This window comes from Rubrobacter calidifluminis, assembly GCF_028617075.1.
GTDB classification, from domain to species: domain Bacteria; phylum Actinomycetota; class Rubrobacteria; order Rubrobacterales; family Rubrobacteraceae; genus Rubrobacter_E; species Rubrobacter_E calidifluminis.
Window position 1 is genome coordinate 37,234 of record NZ_JAQKGV010000005.1, and the last position, 15,938, is coordinate 53,171.

Here is a 15,938-nt window from a genome sequence, read left to right on the forward strand (position 1 = left end):
TCACGGGCGGGCGCCTCCGGGTTCTCCAGATCCTCCTGCAGACCTGCGCCTCAGGCGAGTCCGCCCTTGCCGCCGGGCTTCTGCCGCCCCCTCCCGATGTTCCGGGTGATGCGGTCGAGGATGATCGCTATTATCACGATTCCGAGCCCGCCCTCGAAGCTGGTGCCCACATCGAGCGTGCTCAGGCCCTTGTAGACCACGGTCCCGAGGCCCCCGGCCCCGATCAGGGCGGCTATCACGACCATCGAGAGCGCGAGCATGATCACCTGGTTGACCCCGGCCATGATCGTGGTGAACGCCTGTGGCAGCTCCACCTTCACCAGCGTCTGCCAGCGGGTCGAACCGAAAGCCTTCGCGGCCTCTATCGTCTCTTTCGGAACCTGCTGCAGCCCAAGCAGCGTGAGCCTCACCGCCGGCGGCATCGCGAAGATCACGACCGAGAGCAGCCCCGGCGCGTTGCCGAGACCGAGCAGGATGATCGCGGGCACCAGATAAACGAAGGCCGGCAGCGTCTGCATGAAGTCCAGGATCGGCCTGACTATGGTCTCAACGGTCCTGTACTGCGCCGAGAGTATCCCGACCGGGATGCCTATGAGCAGCGCCACGGCCGTCGACGCGATCACCAGCGCGAGCGTCGTCATCGCATCGTCCCAGAGGTTCATCCCGAGGATGAGCCCGAAACCAATGAGCGTCAGCAGCATCACCCGCCACCCGCCGAGCCACAGCGCGATGGCCATGAAGATGAGGACCATCGCCCAGGGCGGAAGGATGTTCAGGACGAAGTCGAAGGCGCCGACCAGCCCCCCGAGAATGGTGGAGAGCCCGTCGAAGAACCCGCTGAAGTTGTCGGTTATGTAGTTGACGAAGTCCGAGACCCAGCCGCCTATCGGGATGCGTGGCACGTAGTTGTGCACCCCCTGCTGCAGTAAGGCGATCATCAGCGGGAAGCCCCCTCCTCGGCGGCCGCCGAAGACGAGAGCCCGGCAGAATCACCGCCCTCGGAAGCCACCTCTTCCTGAGCCTCCTCCACCTCGCTCTCGGTGGTGAGCGCGGCTATGAGGGAACCTTTGACCACCACGCCCACCAGGCGCTCCTGCCCGTCGGTGACCGCCACCGGCAGGTTGCCCCCGACGAACAGCGGCAGAACCTTGCGCAGCGGGGTGCCGAGCTCGACCCGGCAGACGTCCCGATCTATCGCGCTCTCCAGCGAACCCTCTCCCCTCTGCGCGAGCCTAGAGACCGCCTCCGCCTCGCACAATCCCACGAGCTTCCTCTCAGAATCCAGCACGAAGATCGTCGAGAGGCCCGCCTTCTGCATCCTCCTCAGTACCACCCGCGGCCCCTCGCTCCGGTAGGCGACCTCCTTGGGGTCGACCATCGCGACCTCCACCTTTCGCACCTTGGTGTAGTCCACGTCCTCTATGAAGCGCTCGACGTACTCGTTGGCCGGGTTGGTCAGGATCTCCTCGGGATTGCCCATCTGGACGATCTCCCCATCACGCATGATCGCAACCCGGTGCCCCAGTCTCAGCGCCTCGTCGAGATCGTGGGTCACGAAGACCACCGTGCGCTTTATCTCCCCCTGGATGTCCAGGAAGAGGTTCTGCATCTCCCGCCTTATCAGCGGGTCGAGCGCGCTGAAAGGCTCGTCCATCAACAGGATCTCCTGCTCGGTCGCGAGCGCCCGCGCGAGCCCCACCCGCTGCTGCATCCCGCCGGAGAGCTCGGTTATCCTCTTCTCTCCCTGCCCTTCGAGCCCGACCATCTCGAGGGCCTGCCTGCCACGCCTCTCCCTCTCCGACGCGGAGATCCCCTGCACTTCCAGCCCGAAGACCACGTTGCCCAGCACGCTGCGGTTCGGCAGAAGCCCGAAATGCTGGAAGACCATCCCCATCTTTTTGCGCCTGAGATCCCTTATCTGCCGGGCGCTCATCCGGGAGGTCGGCCTGCCGTCCAGATAGACCTCACCTTCCGTCGGCTCTATGAGGCGGTTCAGCAGCCTCAGAAGCGTGGACTTCCCGCTACCCGAAAGCCCGATGATAACGAAGATCTCACCGGGATAAACCTCGAAATTCGCCTCCAGGACCCCGATCGTGGCCCCGGTAGCCTTCTCTATCTCCGCCTTGCTCCTGCCCTCCCGGCGCAGCCTCAGCGCCTCGGAAGCCCCACGGCCGAAGACCTTGGTCAACCCCTCCGCCCGGATCACCGCCTCGTTTCCGGTTACGCTACCTTCCGTGGTCAGCTCCTTCGATAGCCGCCAGTTGCCTGCCGGGAGCACCCTCAGCCCACGGCATCCCGCCGGTCAGCCAGCCCTGCAGAACGAGAGAAGACCGCTCCCGGCGTGTATGAGTGGTTAATGGTACCGTCTCACCCACTCGATTCAAGGAATTTTTAGTTAGGAAATATTATTCGTTGCTATGTTTGCAAGGTTGCCGGAAGACGTCACCGGGCGTTAACCTTCGGGAAGAGAGCAGGGAAGGAGCGACATGTACGAAGAGGGCCGGCAGAAGAAGACGACGGAGCTGGGCAGGCTTAGCGTGGAGGAGGCCACGCTGAAGGATCCCTTCCGGGACGTCCGGGGACACAAGGTCTACGACAGGAGCGGAGAGCAGGTGGGAAAGGTAGAAGACCTCTACGTGGACCGGGAGGGAGAGGCGCGCTTTCTGAACGTGAGCTCGGGTGGGGGGCTTCTGGGCTCACCGAAGCGCCACTTCATAATCCCCTTCGAGAAGATCAGCGACGTGAAGGGCAGCGAGGGCGTGGTCCTGGCGCTGGACTTCGAAAAGATAAAGAAATCCCCGCTCTTCGATCAGGCGGAGGCACCAGACGAGGCCCAGCAGCGTGCCATCTACGCCTACTACGAAGAGTAGCGTACTCCCGGGGTTGCTCAGCCGCCAGCGTGGGGTAAAATGCTTCGTCGGAGGGCGTTGGTTCGTCGTGCGCCTGTAGCTCAGGGGATAGAGCAGGGGTTTCCTAAACCCCGTGTCGGAGGTTCGAATCCTTCCAGGCGCACTTTATTTTCTGGTGTTCCCTCCCGCGGCGGAGGTGGGGGATCGTCTTCTGTTTCGAAGAAGATCTGGAGATGAGATGATCAGGGCAGTCTGTGTTCGGGGGGTGCGGATCGGGGAGGGGTCCCCAAAGGTCATCGTACCGCTCACCGACGGGAGCCCGGAGCGGCTTAAAGAACGGGCCGGTGCGCTTGGTGAACACCACGCGGACATCGTCGAGTGGCGGGTGGATTTCTTCGAAGGGCTCGGGGACCCCTCGCGGGTCGTCGCCACGGCCCGGGAGATCTCCGCGCTCGCGGGAGGGAGACCGCTGCTCTTCACCTGCCGGACGGAGGAAGAGGGTGGGGAGGCCGGGATCCCGGAGGAAGAGTACGTCCGTCTCAACGCCCGGATCATCGAGGCCGGTGCGGCGGACATGGTGGATCTCGAGTACCGGTTCGGTCCGGATGCCCTGGGGGTTTTGATCGGGTCGGCCCATTCGCGGGGAATACCGGTCGTGGTCTCCAGCCACGACTTCTCCGGGACGCCGGAGAAAGACGAGATCGTCTCCAGGCTGCGCCGGATGCAGGGTCTGGGGGCGGACGTCTGCAAGGTCGCCGTCATGCCGCGCTCCGCCCGAGACGTGCTCGTGCTGCTCGACGCCACGCTGACGATGCACGAGCGCTACGCCGACCGCCCCCTGATCACGATGGCGATGGGACGTCTCGGGCTGGCATCGAGGTTCTTCGGCGGCGTCTTCGGTTCTGCGGCCACCTTCGGCACTGCCGGTGCGGCCTCCGCGCCAGGTCAGCCAGACGCGGAGGAACTGCGCAGGATGCTCCGGCTGATACACCAGGGAGATCAGCCCTAACGCAACCTCTCCACCTCCCCCTCGAAGAGCGCCACCCGTCCGTCGCCGGTCTCGAGCACGAGCTCCCCGTCCGGCCCGAGGTCCACCGCGAGCCCCTCAACCACGCCTCCGGCCCGACGCACCCTGACCCGCCGCCCGAGCGTGCAGCTCAGCGACCGCCAGTCGGAGGCTATGGCCTCGAAGTCGTTAAGGCGCGCCAGCTCCACCTCCAGCCCTCCGAGCATCGCGGCGAGGAGCCGTACGAGGTCCACCTCGCGGCCAAGCTCCGCCCGAAGCGAGGTTCCCCCCAGCCCCTCCACCGACGCCGGGTCCACGTTTGCGTTGATCCCGACGCCGAGCACCGCGAACTCGAGCTCCCCCGAACGCCCGAAACCGGCCTCGGCGAGTATCCCGCACACCTTCCTCCCGCCAACGAGCAGGTCGTTCGGCCACTTTATCTCCGCCTCCACCCCCATCTCTCGCAGCGCCTTCGCCACCCCGACCGCGGCGGCCAGCGTGATCCTGGGCGCGTGGGTGGCCGGGATCTCCGGCCGCAGGACCAACGACATCCACAGCCCGCCGGCGGGAGAGGACCAGGCCCGGCCCAGGCGTCCCCTGCCTCCCGTCTGCACCCCGGCGACGACGAGCGTCCCGTGCGGCGCACCCTCTCGCGCGAGCTCCCGCGCCCGCTCCTGGGTCGAGGAAACCTCGGCGTAGAGTTCCACCCGCCGGGCGAGCGGGCTCCCCAGACGCTCCACCCGCTCCCGGTCGAGGCGGCTCGTTCGTCCTTCGCACTCCATGCTCGCCTCCGGGATTCTATATAATCTCCCGGCCCATGGATACATACCTGCAGACCGAACGCCTGCTCCTGCGCCGCTTCACCCGGGACGACGTACAGAACCTCTTCGAGCTCGACTCGGACCCGGAGGTCGTGCGCTACGCCAACCCCGGCGGGAAGACGCGCACCCGCGAGGAGATCACGCGCGAGGTCCTCCCGCGCATCCTCTCCTGGTACGAGAGGACCAGCGGCAAATTCGGGTATTGGGCAGCCATAGAGAAGTCGAGCGGCGAATTTCTAGGGTGGTTCGAGTTCAGGCCGTTCGACGAGGACCCGGAGAAGACGGAGCTCGGCTACCGGCTCAAGAGGAGCGCCTGGGGAAAAGGATACGCCACGGAGGGTGCCCGGGCGCTCGTAGAGAAAGGCTTCACCGAACTCGGCGTCGAGCACGTCGTCGCGATAGCCCTGGTCGAGAACCCGGCCTCGGTGCGGGTCATGCAGAAGGCGGGGCTGCGATTCGAGCGGAGGGGCACCTACCCCATGTACCCCGGCAGGAAAGAGGTCGAGGAAGTCTGGTACGGGCTCCGCAGGGAGGACTTCCTGCGCTCGGAGCCGCCCGCGTGATATAACCTGCACTCGATGCACCAGGTTCTGACCCTCATCCAGTCCATCCCGAGCTCCCCGCGAGGACTTCTCGAGCTCATCACCACCCTCATGGCCACCTACGGGTACCTGGTGGTCTTCGTGGGGGCGGCGCTGGACAACTTCGGGCTGCCGGCCTCCGGAGACGTGGTGCTCTTCGCGGGCGGTTGGATCTCGAACGAAGGCCGGATAAAGCTCCCCCTGGTGATGGCCTCGGGCTTCGGCGGCGCCCTCGTCTCGGACAACGCGATGTACTGGATCGGACGCGCCGGCGGCCGCCCGCTGGTCGAGCGCGCCTCGCGGGTGCGCCTCCTCGGGCTCATCATAAGCCAGAAGAACCTCTCGAAGGTCGAGAAGTTCTTCGCCGCCCACGGCGGCAAATCCGTCTTCATGGGCCGTTTCGGGCCCGGCCTGAGGAGCATGACGCCGCTCTTCTCCGGCGTAAGCCGTATGAGCTACCGCCGCTTCCTCCCGTACAATATGGCCGGCGTCGCCGTCTGGGCCGTCGCCTACACCCTCGTCGGTTACGCCTTCGGCGAGTACTGGAGCGTTCTGCTCTCCGTGGCGAAGTCCGCCGGCTACGTCTTCGTCGCCCTCGTCCTGATCGTCCTCGCCCTCTACGTCTACCGCCGCAGGAGACATCGGGAAGGGTAGCAGGCTGCTACACTCTCCTCCGCGAAGGAGGGTGTGATGCCGGAAGAGAAGCAGAGTACGACCGAAGGACTCGAACGCCGCAACCACGAGCTCTCGGTCCTCAACGCCACCGCCCGCGAGCTCAACCGCTCGGTGCGGCTGGACGAGGCGCTGGAGTTCACCCTCTCGCAGGTTGCAGAGCTCCTCGAACTCGAGACCGGCTGGATCTGGCTCCTCGACGAACCCTCCGGCGAGCCCTACCTCGCCGCGACCCGCAGCCTCCCTCCCGGCCTCGCCGCGGACCCGCGCCGCATGGACGGATCGAGCTACTGCTACTGCCTGGACACCTACCGCCGCGGCGACCTCGACGGCGCGGCGAACGTGAACGTTTTGGCCTGCAGCCGGCTCGCAGACCTCGTCGGCGGCACCGGCGGCCTCAGATACCACGCCTCGATCCCGCTGTACGCCGGGCCGAAGAAACTCGGGGTGATGAACCTGGCGAGCCCCGGCTGGAGGAGCCTCTCGGGGGAGGAGCTGCGGCTGCTCTACACCATCGGGGACCTGCTAGCCATCGCGATCGAGCGCTCCCGTCTCTTCGACCGCAGCGCGCACCTCGGCATGATGGAAGAACGCAACCGCCTCGCCCGCGAGATACACGACACCATCGCCCAGACCCTCTCCGCCACCGCCCTGCAGCTCGAATCCGCCGAGGCGCTGCTGGAGGACTCTCGCCCGGAGGCGGCCCGCGAGGCCCTCGGCCGCGCCCTCTCCCTCACCCGCCAGAACCTCGAGGAAGCCCGCCGCTCGGTGCAGGACCTGCGTGCCACGCCGCTCGAAGGGCGCCCGCTCGCACAGGCCCTGCGGGTGCTCGTGGACCGCTGGGAGGAGGAGAGCGGGATGGCCGCCCGCCTCAAGACGGTGAACGGGGCGAGCCCCCTCCCCCCACGCGTGGAGGTCGCGCTCTACCGCATCTGCCAGGAGGCGCTCTCCAACGTCGCCCGCCACGCCCGGGCGGACCGCGCGACCGTCCGGCTGACGGTCACGCCGGAGCGGGCGCTCCTCTCGGTCGAGGACGACGGGGTGGGCTTCGATCCCTGCCGCGTCCCGGAGGGTCACTACGGCATCACGGGGATGCGCGAGCGCGCCGCCTCGGTCGGTGGCACGCTGGAGATAGAGAGCGCGAGAGGCCGGGGTACGACCGTGAGGGCGGGCGTCCCGCTGAAGGAGGGCTGAGGTTGGAGAAGATCCGCATCCTCGTCGCCGACGATCACCCGATGCTGCGCGAGGGGCTCATCGCCGTGCTCTCCACCCGCCCGGAGTTCGAGGTCGTCGGCGAGGCACAGGACGGCGAGGAGACGCTGCGCCAGGCGCAGCGTCTCCGACCGGACATCGTCCTGCTCGACCTCGAGATGCCAAAGCTGGACGGGGTGGCCGTGCTGCGCACCCTAAAGGAGCGCAACCCCGGCACCCGGGCTCTCGTCTTCACCGCCTATGACACGGACGAGCGCATCGCCGGCGCTCTCAGGGCCGGGGCTGGGGGCTACCTGCTCAAAGGCGCCTCCCGGCAGGAGATCTTCGACGCCGTCCGCACCGTACACGCGGGCGGTACCCTGCTCGGTCCGGAGGCAGCCAGGTTCGTCCTGGAACGCGGCGGCCCGGGCGAAGCCGAAGGGCTCACCCCGCGCGAGCTTGAGGTGCTGGGGCTCCTGGCCAGGGGCCTCTCGAACGCCGGGATCGCACAAGAACTCTACATCAGCGAGCGCACCGTCAAGTTCCACGTCTCCTCCATCCTCTCCAAGCTCGGCGCCCGAAACCGCACCGAGGCTGCCAGGATCGCAGCCCGGCGCGGTCTGATCTCCTCTCCCTGACGCCGGGAACCCGTACTCTCGTACAGATCGGGAAACCGTCCCACCGCACGATGGCAGATCCCCCCCGAGGAGGCACCATACCCTCCGAGAGGAAGACGTCCCGAGAAGGGAGTGCCATGTACGACATCCACTACGAGATCTATCGCCAGCGCCACGCGGAGATGCTCGCGGAGGCGGAGACGTACCGACCGGCGAGGGAGCAAAAAGAGCACCGTCAACGGTGGATGCTCCAGACCCTCCACCGGGAGGCGCGGCGGTCCGCGGGCCGCCTGATCGAGCACCCGAAAAAGCATGAAGGAGGAGATCATGCCCAGAACGGCTCTCATCACCGGGGCCTCTCGCGGCCTCGGGTTCGCGCTCGCCCGTGAGCTCGCCGGAAGCGGCTGGTCGCTCGTCGTGGACGCCCGTGAACCAGAGGCCCTCCGGGAAGCCCGGGAGGAGCTCTCGGCGCTGACGCAGGAGGGGGTCGTCGCCCTCGCGGGCGACGTCTCGGACCCGGAGCACCGCCGGGCGCTCGCCGCTGCGGCCCGAGAACTTGGAGGGCTGGACGCCCTCGTCAACAACGCGAGCATCCTCGGCCCGAGCCCGCAGCCGTCGCTCCTGAACTATCCGCTGGCGGTGCTGGAGGAGGTCTACCGGGTGAACGTCATCGCCCCGCTCGGGCTCATCCAGGCCGCGCGGGACACCCTGAAGCCGGGGTCCAGGATAGTGAACGTCACCAGCGACGCGGCCCGCGAGCCCTACCCCGGCTGGGGAGGCTACGGCTCGAGCAAGGCGGCCCTGGAACAGCTCACGAACATCCTCGCCGCCGAGAACCCCTCCCTGCGCATCTACCTGCTGGACCCGGGGGACATGCGCACCCGGATGCACCAGGAGGCCTTCCCGGAGGAGGACATAAGCGACCGGCCGCTCCCGGAAGAGGTCGCGCCGGCGCTGGTCGAGCTCCTGGAGGGCGACCACCCGGGCGGCCGCTACGAGGCCCGCACGCTGCTCCCCTCAGGAAGGGAGAAGGGATGAACCCCCACACCACACGCTCTTCGACACCGGCAATGCTCCCTCACCCGCTCGACTTCGAGCTGCCGCGAAAGCTCGAGGCCGCAGAGCCGCCCGAAGCGCGGGGCCTCTCGCGCGACGAGGTGCGGCTGCTCGTCTCCCGTCGCCCGGACGGCCGCATCGTCCACGCCCGCTTCCGGGAACTGCCGCGCTTCCTCCGGTCAGGAGACGTGCTCGCCATAAACACCAGCGGCACCATGAACGCCGCGCTCGCCGCAAAACGCGCCGACGGCGCGCCCCTGGTGCTCCACCTCTCGACCCGCCTGCCCGCGAACCTGTGGACCGTCGAGCTGCGCCGCCCCGACGGGGTCGCCACGGAACCCTTCCGGGGAGGTGAGCCGGGAGAGCACCTGGCTCTCCCCGAAGGGGGAGAGGCCACCCTGCACGCCCGCTATCCCGGAAGCCCGCGGCTGTGGGTCGCGACCCTGGACCTCCCCCGCCCGCTCGAGGAGTACCTCGATGAGAATGGAGCCCCGATCCGCTACCGCCACGTCCCAGAGAGCTGGCCGTCCGGCTGCTACCAGACCATCTACGCCACCGAGAAAGGCAGCGCCGAGATGCCCTCGGCGGGGAGAGCCTTCACCCCCCGGCTCATAACGCACCTCGTCTCCCGCGGGGTGCAGTTCGCGCCGCTCCTCCTCCACACCGGCGTCTCCAGCCCGGAGGACGGCGAGCCACCCTGCGAGGAGTACTACCGTATCCCGCCCGAGAGCGCCCGGCTGGTGAACGCGGCGAGGAGAGCCGGACGTCGTGTGGTCGCGGTCGGAACCACCGTCGTGCGGGCGCTCGAGACGGTCGCGGAGGAAGACGGAACGGTCTACCCGGGCGAGGGATGGACCGGGCTGGTGGTGACGCCCGAGCGCCCCATCCGGGCCGCGGACGCCATGATCACCGGCTGGCACGAGCCCCGCTCCTCGCACCTGGCGATGCTCGAGGCCCTGGCGGGCAGGGAGCACCTCGAGGCAGCCTACGCCGCGGCGCTCGCGGAAGGCTACCTCTGGCACGAGTTCGGCGACCTGCATCTGATCCTGACCTGAAGACACCGGGCTCCCGGGGAGGATCTTCACGGCACCCGGCGGGCAGCCGCGAAGGCCATCTCCACCGCCTCCTCGGGCGAGGCGGCATGCAGGGTGTGCTCCCCGAGGTCCCAGCTCCCCAGCGAGACGACCCGGCGACCCACCTTGCGGGCGAGCCCCATCTCCGAGAGCGTCCCGTACCCGCCGCCGACCGCGATCACCGCGTCCCCCGCGCAGACCACCGCCAGGTTGCGGGCCTGCCCCATCCCCGTGGGAATCGCGTACGAGAGGTAGGGGTTCGCCCGCCCGCGGTCCTCGTCCGGCAGAAGCCCGATCGCCACCCCACCCGACTCCACAGCCCCGCGTGCGGCTGCCTCCATCACCCCGCCGAGCCCGCCGCAGATTACCACCCCGCCGCGCCGCGCGACGAGCGCTCCGACCCTGCGCGCCCGCTCGTAGAGCTCGCCGCGGGCGTCTCCCGCACCGATCACCGCTATGTAAGGCCCCCTCACAGCGCAGGGTGCTGGTCTATCTGCCCGAGCAGGTAGCGCAGCAGCGCGACGGCCCCCTCCTTGTTCAGCGGCTCGTTCCAGTTGCCGCACTTCGGGGACTGGATGCACGCCGGGCACCCCCGCTCGCAGGGGCAGCGCACGATCACGCCCAACGTGTCGCGCGCGAGCGAGGCGAACGCCTCGTAGCCGCGTTCGGAGATCCCCACGCCGCCGGGGTATCCGTCGTAGACGAAGATGGTGGGCAGATGCGTCTGTCGGTGCACCGGCGTAGAGAGCCCCCCGAGATCGGCCCGGTCGCACATCGCGAAGAGCGGCAAAAGCCCGATCATGCCGTGCTCGGCCGCGTGCAGCGCGCCCCCGAAGCGCTCGAAGCTCGGCTTCGCCCCCTCCGGGGGAGGCGGCAGCGTCACCCAGAAGGCCTGCGTCTCGAGCACAACCTCCGGCAGGTCGAGCGGGTATACGCCGACCTCCCGATCGTCCGCGACCCGCACCTTCTTGTAGTGGGTGACCCTCTCGCTCGTCCTCACCCGTCCCCGGTGCAGCGTGGCACCGTTCGCGAGAGGCCGGCTGCCGGCCTCCTCGATCACCTCGACGTCGGTCTCGACGCGCGGTCTGGTGTAGTAGCGGTCCGGGACCCGGCGTACGACAGCCCTGCGGGCGGCGAGGTCGAGCTCCTCCACCTCGTAGGCCCGGCCGCGGTGCAGGTAGGTCGCGCCGGGATGGAGCTCCCCCGGCGCGCGGGTCGCCTCGGAGCTCCCTATCACCTCGCCGTCCGCATCGACGACCGCGACCCGCTCCGCGGAGGCCGAGCGCAACGAGATGTCCTGCGCCGGATGCCCTCCCCCCGTGTAGAGCAGTCGCCCTCCGCTCCTCCTCAGCGCTCCCTCCTCCGCCAGCTCCCCCGCGACCCGGCGGAACGCCGGGCCGAAGAACTCTTCGTCGGACTCCTCGAGCGGGCTCTCGTGGGCCGCGGCCAGCAGGTGTGGGGCGAGGATGTAGGGGTTCTCGACCGTCACCCGGGCCGCCTCGACCCGGCGTCCGAGCACCCTCTTCGGGTTCTCGAAGATGAACTGGTCGAGCGCGTCGCGCCCGGCGATGTAGACCGAGAGCGCGGGCCTCTCCCCCCGTCCCGCCCGGCCCCACTGCTGCCAGATCGAGGCGATGCTCCCCGGATACCCGCAGCAGACCACCGCGTCGAGCTCCCCGACGTCCACCCCGAGCTCGAGCGCGTTGGTCGATACCACCCCGAGCAGCTCCCCGCGGAAGAGCCGTCCCTCTATCTCGCGCCGCTCGCGCGCGGTATAACCCGCCCGGTAGGGCGAGATGCGCCGGGCTGTCTCGATCCCCAACCGGTCGGCGGCGTAGCGGTAGACGAGTTCCGCCCCCCTGCGGGTCTTGGCGAAGGCGATCGTCCTCACCCCTCTGGAGACGAGCCCGGCGAAGACCAGAGCCCCCTCGACGAGCAGGCTCCTGCGCTCCCCTCGGCTCTCGTCCAGAAGCGGCGGGTTGCGGAAGACCACGCGCCTGCCGCCGGAGGATGCCCCGTCCTCGTCCACGAGCGAGAACGGCAGCCCGGTGAGGCTCTCGGCGAGCTCCTGCGGGTTGGCGACGGTGGCGCTGGTGAGCACGAAGCGGGGATCGGCCCCGTGCAGCGCAGCCACCCGCCTGAGCCGCCTCAGGACCATCGCCGCGTGCGAGCCGAAGACCCCGCGCAGCACGTGCGCCTCGTCCACCGCCACCAGCCGCAAGTTCCGGAAGAAGTGCCCCCACCCGTCGTGGTGCGGCAGGATCCCGACGCTCAGCATGTCCGGGTTGGTGAGCACTATGTTCGCCCGGCGCCGGACGTCGGCGCGCAACGCCTGCGGGGTGTCGCCGTCGTAGGTCGCGGCCCGCACCCCGCGCAGGGCGAACTCTCCTATCTTGCCGAGCTGGTCCTGGGCGAGCGCCTTCGTCGGGTAGAGGAAGAGCGCCCGGCTCGAAGGGTCGGTGAGGGCGTTCTCGAACGCCGGGATCTCGTAGCAGAGAGACTTGCCGCTCGCGGTGGCGGTGGAGACGATGACGTTCTCGCCGCGCAAGAGCCCGTCGTAGGCCTCCCGCTGGTGCGAATAGAGTGCGCTCACCCCGAGCCTCCCGAGCGCCTCCTCGAGCTCAGGAGGAAGGGAGGGCATCCCGGCGAAGCTGGGCCTGCGCGGCGGGAGCGAGGCGACGACGGTCCCCAGGGACTCCGCCAGGCGCAGATCCTCCGCGCCCGGCGCCTCCCGCAGCCTGCTCCTCCTAGATCTCACGCCGCCCGGCGAACGCCCTCCCGAGCGTCACCTCGTCGGCGTACTCCAGATCCCCGCCGACCGGGAGCCCGCTCGCGAGCGCCGTCACCCGCACCGGCAGCCCCTCCACCTCCTGCGCTATGTAGAGGGCCGTGGCCTCCCCGGTCGTGTTCGGGTTGGTCGCCAGGATAAGCTCCTTCGTCCCCTCACGCCTGACCCTCTCGACGAGCTCCGATATGCGCAGATCCTCCGGCTCCACGCCGTCCAGCGGGGAGAGCGCCCCGCCGAGGACGTGGTAGAGCCCCCGGTATTCGCCGGTGCGCTCTATGGGGCCGATGTCGTAGGGATCCTCGACCACGCAGATCACCGAGGCGTCCCGCCGGGGATCGCGGCAGATCTCACACTCCTCCTCCTCGGCGAGGTTGAAGCACCGGCGGCAGGGCTTTATGCGCTCCCTGACCTCCCTTATGGCGCCGGCCAGCGCCAGGGCATCTTCCCTGCGCTCCCTGATGATATGGAAGGCGATGCGCTGGGCGCTCCTGGGACCGATGGAGGGGAGCTTCGAGAGCTCCGAGATGAGCCGCTCGACGGGGCGCGCGTAGCTCGCCAGGGCAGCCCCCTACAGTCCCGGCAGACCCAGCCCGAGGTCGCCGAGCCCGCCGGTGATCCCGCCGAGCTTCTTCGAAGCCATCTCCTGCGCGCTGTTTAGCGCCTCGTTCACGGCCGCGACCACCATGTCCTGCAGCATCTCGATATCCTCGGGGTCCACGACGCCGGGGTCTATCTCGACCGAGACGACCTCAAGCCCCCCCGTGACCGTGGCCTTGACGGCACCTCCCCCGGCCGAGGCGGTCACGGTCTCCTTCTTGAGGTCCTCCTGGACCTGCTGCATCTCCTGCTGCATCTTCTGGACCTGCTGCATCATCTTGTTCACGTTGCGGCGTTTGCTCAACTCCCTAGCTCCCTCCGTCGTGATCCTGCCGTCCGAAATACTCCCGCGCCAGCTCGAAGACTTCCTGCTCGCTGCGGATTCTACCATCCCCCCCTGCCCCTTCCGAAGCCTCACCGACGGAGCGGGGAGCGGGGCTTTCGGGCTCCTCCGGAGCCCCCCCGGCAGGAGGTGGGACCTCATCGTCCCCTCTTTTCCCCCCGACCCGGGCCTCGAGACGCGGCCGCCTCCCGAAGCGGCCTTCTATCGCCTCCAGCAGAGGTTCGAGGTTTTTCTTCTTCGTAGCCTCGCCGACGAAGAAGCGCTCCGGGAAGGAGAGCTCGAGAACCTCCCCGTCGAAACGCTCGACGCGAGCGTTCTCGTAGACCGCCGCGGCGAGAGCCTTGCGCTTCGCCTTGAGCTCCTGCACCATCCCGGGCCACGCGGAGGCGATCTTAGCCCCGAGATCGTCCGAGGTATCCCCGAGATCGTCCGAGGCATCCTCCTGCACGGGCTCCTCTTCAACCTCGTCCTCTTCGGGAGGTGAAACCTCCGGGGGATTTTCCTCCATCCTCTCCTTGGCCCCCTCCGGCGAAGCACCCCGGGACGATGCCACCGCCCCCTTCGAGATCGCCTTCTCCAGGCGTTCGATTCGGGCCATGAGATCGTCGAGGTCGGGCTCGGCGTAGCCGCGCGAGAGCCGGACGAAGGCGAGCTCCAGCTCGAGCCGGGCGTCGGAACCGCGTCGGATGCGGCCGCGCGTCTGGCCGATCTCCTCTATCATCCGCAGGAGTTCCGCGCCGGGGATCTCGTCGGCCTGCTCCTCGAGCGGCTCGCGCTCCTGATCGCCTATCTCGGAGAGGGCGACCTCCGGAGCATTCTGCAGCAGCAGGAGCGTCCTGAGGTGTACAGTGAGCTCCTCGGCGAGCTGCCCGAGATCCTTGCCCTCGTTCGCGAGACGGTCGAGCGCCCGCAGGGCGTCCGCCGCCCTCCCGCCACACAGGGAGCTGCAGATCTCCCGCAACACCTCCGAACCGACGCTCCCGAGGAGCTCGCGCACCATCGCCGTGGTGATGGGGCCCTCGGCAAAGGAGGAGAGCTGGTCGAGCAGGCCCTCGGCGTCCCTGAAAGATCCCCCGGCCCGGCGCGCGAGGAGCATGAGCGCCTCCGGTTCGGCCTCTATGCCTTCGGCGGCCGCGATCTCCTCGAGCTTACGCGCGAGCATCCTCACGCCTGGCCTGCGGAACTCGAAGCTCTGACAGCGGCTCACTATCGTCGGCAGGACCCTGTGCTTCTCGGTGGTCGCCAGGACGAAGACTACGTGGGAGGGAGGTTCCTCGAGCATCTTCAGGAGAGCGTTGAATGCCTCCGCAGTGAGCATGTGGACCTCGTCTATGATGTAGACCTTCATCCGCCCCTGCGCGGGTGAGAGGTTAACCCGGTCCCGGAGGTCCCGGATCTCGTCTATCCCCCGGTTGGAGGCCGCGTCCATCTCGACCACGTCGAGCGAGGAACCCTCGATGATCCCCCGGCAGCTCTCGCACCCGCCGCACGGCTCGGGCGTCGGCCCGTGGACGCAGTTGAGCCCCATGGCGAGCACCTTGGCCGTCGAGGTCTTCCCCGTCCCGCGCGGGCCGGAGAAGAGATAGGCGTGCGCGACCCTGTCGGTCTCTATCGCGCGTACCAGCGTGCGGACCACCGGCTCCTGCCCGGCGATCTCGCTGAAACGACGCGGGCGCCACCTGCGATATAGTGCGGCCCGGCTCACCGGCAAGAAGCCTCGAAGAAGGATTCCTCCATGCTCCTAGTATATAAGGAGGTGTGCCCCCGCAAGAGGGCAAAATAAAATGCCGCGCACCCCGCCGTCGACGGACTCAGACCCGGCGAGCATCCGGCCGCTGGCTCCGGTCGGGCCGCCCCGTAGCACATGAGGTTACCCGCTTAGTGCTGCTGCCTCCCGGCCCTGACACGGTTCACGGGGCCTCATTGCCCGGGACCCGGCCATCGACGCCGCAGTCACCGGCCTCCACCGAACCCGGGCCGCCTCGGGCGGGGATCTAGGCCCTGCTAAGGCGATCGCAGGTACAGGGCATCGCCAGCTCCCCGCTTAGCGCGGCCATTTAAGTTTAGCAGACGAACTCCGCCCATCACCAAAATTTCTCGACTCAGAAAGGCAGCCAGGAAAGAAGCGGAGAGGGAGGGATTCGAACCCTCGAGGCGGCTCTACACCGCCTACGCGATTTCCAGTCGCGCTCCTTAGGCCAACTCGGACACCTCTCCGTCAGGGATGAGTTTACCAGAACCTGCTCTGGCCGTTGACTCTCAGCCGCCGCGCTCGAGCGGGTAGCCGGCTTCGACCCAGTCCTGCTTGCCCCCCTCGTAGTCGTAGACGTTGGTGTAGCCCATG

Annotated in this window: 16 protein-coding genes, 2 tRNA genes and 1 other RNA gene; 9 read left to right on the plus strand and 10 right to left on the minus strand. The window is 68.3% G+C overall.

Annotation, left to right across the window (positions count from 1 at the left end):
* Positions 1–50 precede the first annotated feature (50 nt).
* Both PJB24_RS05315 and PJB24_RS05320 read right to left on the minus strand, forming a co-directional pair.
* Positions 51–938 carry an ABC transporter permease gene (locus PJB24_RS05315; RefSeq protein ID WP_273843476.1) on the minus strand — a complete coding sequence of 296 codons (888 nt, stop codon included), beginning with the start codon at positions 936–938 and terminating at the stop codon, positions 51–53.
* The gene (locus PJB24_RS05320; protein ID WP_420541894.1) at positions 938–2,242 is read right to left on the minus strand and encodes a quaternary amine ABC transporter ATP-binding protein; all 1,305 of its coding nucleotides are present in this window, start codon (positions 2,240–2,242) and stop codon (positions 938–940) included. Before PJB24_RS05320 ends, PJB24_RS05315 begins: the two co-directional genes overlap by 1 nt.
* A gap of 244 nt (positions 2,243–2,486) precedes the next feature.
* Here PJB24_RS05320 and PJB24_RS05325 point away from each other — a divergent pair, with 244 nt between their 5' ends.
* From PJB24_RS05325 to aroD, 3 genes are all read left to right on the plus strand, one after another.
* Positions 2,487–2,870 carry a PRC-barrel domain-containing protein gene (locus PJB24_RS05325; protein ID WP_273843480.1) on the plus strand — a complete coding sequence of 128 codons (384 nt, stop codon included), beginning with the start codon at positions 2,487–2,489 and terminating at the stop codon, positions 2,868–2,870.
* Between the two features lie 69 nt (positions 2,871–2,939).
* Positions 2,940–3,012 (plus strand) — tRNA-Arg (locus tag PJB24_RS05330).
* Positions 3,013–3,087: 75 nt separating this feature from the next.
* Positions 3,088–3,858 (plus strand): type I 3-dehydroquinate dehydratase, encoded by a 771-nt coding sequence (gene aroD / locus PJB24_RS05335; protein ID WP_273843482.1) that lies wholly within the window; start codon positions 3,088–3,090, stop codon positions 3,856–3,858.
* On the opposite strand, the gene PJB24_RS05340 is transcribed toward aroD, so the two are convergent.
* Entirely contained in the window at positions 3,855–4,637 is a 783-nt protein-coding gene (locus tag PJB24_RS05340; protein WP_273843484.1) for a biotin--[acetyl-CoA-carboxylase] ligase, read from the minus strand. The genes aroD and PJB24_RS05340 overlap by 4 nt on opposite strands.
* 35 nt (positions 4,638–4,672) lie before the next feature.
* Between PJB24_RS05340 and PJB24_RS05345 the strand changes: the two genes are divergently transcribed.
* The 6 genes from PJB24_RS05345 to PJB24_RS05370 all read left to right on the plus strand — a co-directional run bounded on the left by PJB24_RS05345 (position 4,673) and on the right by PJB24_RS05370 (position 9,848).
* Positions 4,673–5,239: a GNAT family N-acetyltransferase gene (locus tag PJB24_RS05345; RefSeq protein ID WP_273843487.1), complete on the plus strand. Its 567-nt coding sequence runs from the start codon at positions 4,673–4,675 to the stop codon at positions 5,237–5,239.
* Between the two features lie 15 nt (positions 5,240–5,254).
* Complete coding sequence (locus PJB24_RS05350; protein WP_273843488.1) at positions 5,255–5,911, plus strand: DedA family protein; 657 nt, start codon at positions 5,255–5,257, stop codon at positions 5,909–5,911.
* A gap of 36 nt (positions 5,912–5,947) precedes the next feature.
* Positions 5,948–7,123, plus strand: coding sequence for a GAF domain-containing sensor histidine kinase (locus PJB24_RS05355; RefSeq protein ID WP_273843489.1), 1,176 nt, complete (start codon positions 5,948–5,950; stop codon positions 7,121–7,123).
* Positions 7,124–7,125: 2 nt separating this feature from the next.
* A complete protein-coding gene (locus PJB24_RS05360) occupies positions 7,126–7,758 on the plus strand; it encodes a response regulator (RefSeq protein ID WP_273843491.1) in 633 nt (210 codons plus the stop codon).
* 306 nt (positions 7,759–8,064) lie between these two features.
* Positions 8,065–8,775 carry an SDR family oxidoreductase gene (locus PJB24_RS05365; protein ID WP_273843493.1) on the plus strand — a complete coding sequence of 237 codons (711 nt, stop codon included), beginning with the start codon at positions 8,065–8,067 and terminating at the stop codon, positions 8,773–8,775.
* Positions 8,772–9,848, plus strand: coding sequence for an S-adenosylmethionine:tRNA ribosyltransferase-isomerase (locus PJB24_RS05370; protein ID WP_273843494.1), 1,077 nt, complete (start codon positions 8,772–8,774; stop codon positions 9,846–9,848). Before PJB24_RS05365 ends, PJB24_RS05370 begins: the two co-directional genes overlap by 4 nt.
* A 26-nt stretch (positions 9,849–9,874) precedes the next feature.
* Here the strand turns inward: PJB24_RS05370 and PJB24_RS05375 are convergent, their stop codons facing one another.
* The 7 genes from PJB24_RS05375 to PJB24_RS05405 form a co-directional block, all read right to left on the minus strand.
* Complete coding sequence (locus PJB24_RS05375) at positions 9,875–10,318, minus strand: TIGR00725 family protein (protein WP_273843496.1); 444 nt, start codon at positions 10,316–10,318, stop codon at positions 9,875–9,877.
* 17 nt (positions 10,319–10,335) lie between these two features.
* Positions 10,336–12,624 carry a DEAD/DEAH box helicase gene (locus tag PJB24_RS05380; protein ID WP_273843498.1) on the minus strand — a complete coding sequence of 763 codons (2,289 nt, stop codon included), beginning with the start codon at positions 12,622–12,624 and terminating at the stop codon, positions 10,336–10,338.
* Positions 12,614–13,213, minus strand: coding sequence for a recombination mediator RecR (gene recR, locus PJB24_RS05385; RefSeq protein WP_337959007.1), 600 nt, complete (start codon positions 13,211–13,213; stop codon positions 12,614–12,616). Before recR ends, PJB24_RS05380 begins: the two co-directional genes overlap by 11 nt.
* Positions 13,214–13,222: 9 nt before the next feature.
* Positions 13,223–13,555: a YbaB/EbfC family nucleoid-associated protein gene (locus PJB24_RS05390; RefSeq protein WP_273843500.1), complete on the minus strand. Its 333-nt coding sequence runs from the start codon at positions 13,553–13,555 to the stop codon at positions 13,223–13,225.
* 4 nt (positions 13,556–13,559) lie between these two features.
* Positions 13,560–15,299, minus strand: a complete 1,740-nt coding sequence (dnaX, locus tag PJB24_RS05395; protein WP_273843505.1) for a DNA polymerase III subunit gamma/tau — start codon at positions 15,297–15,299, stop codon at positions 13,560–13,562.
* A gap of 82 nt (positions 15,300–15,381) precedes the next feature.
* Positions 15,382–15,647, minus strand: an RNA gene (gene ffs, locus PJB24_RS05400) — signal recognition particle sRNA large type.
* Positions 15,648–15,720: 73 nt separating this feature from the next.
* Positions 15,721–15,811, minus strand: a tRNA-Ser gene (locus PJB24_RS05405).
* Positions 15,812–15,938: the final 127 nt, after the last annotated feature.

Excerpts from the sequence above, each read along its gene's own strand:
- PJB24_RS05345 (WP_273843487.1), top strand. The coding sequence starts at position 4,673 with ATGGATACATACCTGCAGACCGAACGCCTGCTCCTGCGCCGCTTCACC.
- PJB24_RS05365 (WP_273843493.1), top strand. The coding sequence starts at position 8,065 with ATGCCCAGAACGGCTCTCATCACCGGGGCCTCTCGCGGCCTCGGGTTC.
- PJB24_RS05355 (WP_273843489.1), top strand. The coding sequence starts at position 5,948 with ATGCCGGAAGAGAAGCAGAGTACGACCGAAGGACTCGAACGCCGCAAC.
- PJB24_RS05350 (WP_273843488.1), top strand. The coding sequence starts at position 5,255 with ATGCACCAGGTTCTGACCCTCATCCAGTCCATCCCGAGCTCCCCGCGA.
- aroD (WP_273843482.1), top strand. The coding sequence starts at position 3,088 with ATGATCAGGGCAGTCTGTGTTCGGGGGGTGCGGATCGGGGAGGGGTCC.
- PJB24_RS05325 (WP_273843480.1), top strand. The coding sequence starts at position 2,487 with ATGTACGAAGAGGGCCGGCAGAAGAAGACGACGGAGCTGGGCAGGCTT.
- PJB24_RS05315 (WP_273843476.1), bottom strand. The coding sequence starts at position 938 with ATGATCGCCTTACTGCAGCAGGGGGTGCACAACTACGTGCCACGCATC.
- PJB24_RS05340 (WP_273843484.1), bottom strand. The coding sequence starts at position 4,637 with ATGGAGTGCGAAGGACGAACGAGCCGCCTCGACCGGGAGCGGGTGGAG.
- PJB24_RS05370 (WP_273843494.1), top strand. The coding sequence starts at position 8,772 with ATGAACCCCCACACCACACGCTCTTCGACACCGGCAATGCTCCCTCAC.